Raw genomic sequence first — 2,351 nt, 5'->3', positions numbered from 1 at the left:
AAAAAGCGTTGGCCCCCGGGGACACCCCCCCCCCCCCGGGGGGCCCGACCCCCCCGGGCGGGGCCCACCCCGCCCCCCGCGCGCCCCCCCGCCGCCGTTTGCGGTGTCTGGAGTGCCCGGATCTACCGGCGGACGTGGACTATCGGCGGAAATAAGCGGCCCCGTCGGCCTCGCGGGCCCGCTCGATGTCCTCCAGATGGCCCGGCAGCAGCTCCGGGAAGTCTTCCGCGTGGAACCAGCCCACGGCGAGGGATTCGTCGTCGTTGACCCGGGCCTCACCGGAGACGTAGCGGCAGCGGAACACCAGGGTCAGGAAATGGCAGCTGTCCCCGTTCGGGTAGACCGTGGGTCCCACCGTGTCCACCGAAACCAGCCGCTCGGCCACCGCCACGACGCCGGTTTCCTCCAACACCTCGCGGAGCATCCCGGGCGCCGGTTCCTCGCCGGGTTCCAGGATGCCGGTGATCAGGCCCCAGCGGCCGTTGTCCGCGCGCTGGCCCAACAACACCCGGCCCGCGTCGTCGAACACCACCGCGCGGGCGCCGGGAATCCAGAGCATGTCGTGGCCGACTTTTTCGCGCAGGGTCAGGATGAAGTCGGGGGTGGCCATGCCTGCCAGCCTATCCTGCGGGCAGGAGCAGCATGGCCGCCGCGGAGCCGGCCAGCATGAAGGGTCCGAACGGGATGTCCGACTTCAGGGTCCCGCGACGGGAGGCCAGCAGTGCCACGCCCCAGAGCCCGCCGAAGAGGAAGGCCGCGAAGGTGGCGGCGAACAGGTGCCCCCAGCCCAGGAAGCCCAGGTACAGGCCGAGGACCCCGGCCAGCTTCACGTCCCCGAAGCCCATCCCGGCCGGGTACACGGCGCGCAGCAGGAAGTAGAAGAGCCACAGCGCGGCCGCGCCGGCCAGCACCCGCAGGCCCGGGACGCCGAACAGGGCGGCGGACGTCCCGCCGTCGTGCCCGGTCATCGCCGCCAGCAGCGCCGCGCCCAGCAGCAGAACGCCGGCCACCGGGTAGGCGGGGAAGACGATGCGGTTGGGCAGGAGGTGGTGGCGGACGTCGATCACGGTCAGCCGCACCGCCAGGACCAGGAAGTACAGGCAGGCCAGGGCCGCCAGCCAGAAGGCCGGCGTCGCCGCTCCCAGCTCGCCCAGTCGTTGGATCACCCTCGGATGCTACTCGATGTTGCCCGGCGGACGCTGCGGACGCGGTGCATTGGTGTGACTGGTGTGACTCCGCCGGCATGGGTAGGCTTCCCCGATGACCGATACCGCCGCTTTCTGGCCGCCCTTCGCCCTGAGCCTCCGCACCCCGCGGCTGACCCTGCGCCCCATCCAGGACGGAGACATCCCGGCAGCCATCGACGCGGCCCTCTCCGGCGTGCACGAGCCGGGGCGGAACCCGTTCAGCTCGCCATGGGCCGAGAAGCCCGCCGAGGAACTGGGCCCGAACATGGCGAAGTGGTACTGGCGCTGCCGGGCAGGGATGCGTCCGGAGGAATGGACGCTGCTGCTGGGCATCTGGCACGACGGCGAATTCATCGGCTGCCAGGACGTCGGGGGCAAGGACTTCGCCACGCTTAAGACCGTCGGCACCGGGTCCTGGCTGAAGCGCAGTGTCCACGGCCAGGGCTTCGGCAAGGAGATGCGCGCCGCGGTCGCGCTCTACGCCTTCGACTGGCTGGGCGCGGAGGTGGCCGAGTCCGAGGCGGCCGCCTGGAACCAGCAGTCCCTGGGCGTCTCGCGCTCGCTCGGCTACGAACTCAACGGCACCGTCCGGGTCAACTGGGGCGGCGACTTCCAGGACTCCCAGCGCGTCCGCCTCACGCCCGCCACCTTCAAGCGCCCCGACTGGCCCCTCACAGTCCACGGCCACGAACCCACCGCACGGTTCCTCGGCATCTCGTAGGTAGTTCCCTGCCGCCCTTGGCCGGGTTCCGGGGGCACGTCGGGTGCGGGGCGGCGGCGTCCCGCACGGGGGGCACCCCCGTGGCTGGGTTCGCGGGGTACGTCGGGTTGCGGGGCGACGGCGCCCCGCCGTCGCTTAGACACCTCCCGTCGCTGCGCTGCGGTCGCTGGGCGACCTTCGCTGCGCTCTGGTCGGCGATGCGCTCCTTCGCGGGCCCCCGCAGCCCCGCGCGGGTGCTACGCACGAGCCGCGCCGCGGGCTCTTCGCGTAGTCGCGCATCGCGGCACATTGGCCTCCAGAGGTCGCCCAGCGACCGGCGGGGGCCAATGGGACGTGTCTAAGCGACGGCGAAGGGGCCGTGGCCCGGCGAACCCGGCCACGCCGACAAACGAAGGGGCCGTGGCCCGGCGAACCCGGCCACGCCGACAAACGAAGGGGCCGTG

General features: G+C 72.4%; 3 protein-coding genes. 1 reads left to right on the top strand and 2 read right to left on the bottom strand.

The genetic code is table 11. From position 1 onward, the window contains the following. Nucleotides 1-139: 139 nt before the first annotated feature. Both AB0305_RS22990 and AB0305_RS22985 read right to left on the bottom strand, forming a co-directional pair. On the bottom strand, nucleotides 140-610 hold the full coding sequence (locus tag AB0305_RS22990; protein WP_364136839.1) for an NUDIX domain-containing protein: 471 nt from the start codon (nucleotides 608-610) through the stop codon (nucleotides 140-142). Between the two features lie 10 nt (nucleotides 611-620). Next, nucleotides 621-1,166, bottom strand: coding sequence for an A24 family peptidase (locus tag AB0305_RS22985; protein WP_364136837.1), 546 nt, complete (start codon nucleotides 1,164-1,166; stop codon nucleotides 621-623). 94 nt (nucleotides 1,167-1,260) lie between these two features. Here AB0305_RS22985 and AB0305_RS22980 point away from each other — a divergent pair, with 94 nt between their 5' ends. Next, nucleotides 1,261-1,908 carry a GNAT family protein gene (locus AB0305_RS22980; protein WP_364136835.1) on the top strand — a complete coding sequence of 216 codons (648 nt, stop codon included), beginning with the start codon at nucleotides 1,261-1,263 and terminating at the stop codon, nucleotides 1,906-1,908. The last annotated feature ends 443 nt before the right edge of the window (nucleotides 1,909-2,351 follow it).

The organism is Arthrobacter sp. NPDC080086 (assembly GCF_040702285.1).
This window is presented reverse-complemented; position numbering and strand designations above follow the sequence as displayed.

Bases quoted from the DNA above. Each gene is read 5' to 3' on its own strand.
- AB0305_RS22990 (WP_364136839.1), bottom strand. From the start codon at position 610: ATGGCCACCCCCGACTTCATCCTGACCCTGCGCGAAAAAGTCGGCCAC.
- AB0305_RS22980 (WP_364136835.1), top strand. From the start codon at position 1,261: ATGACCGATACCGCCGCTTTCTGGCCGCCCTTCGCCCTGAGCCTCCGC.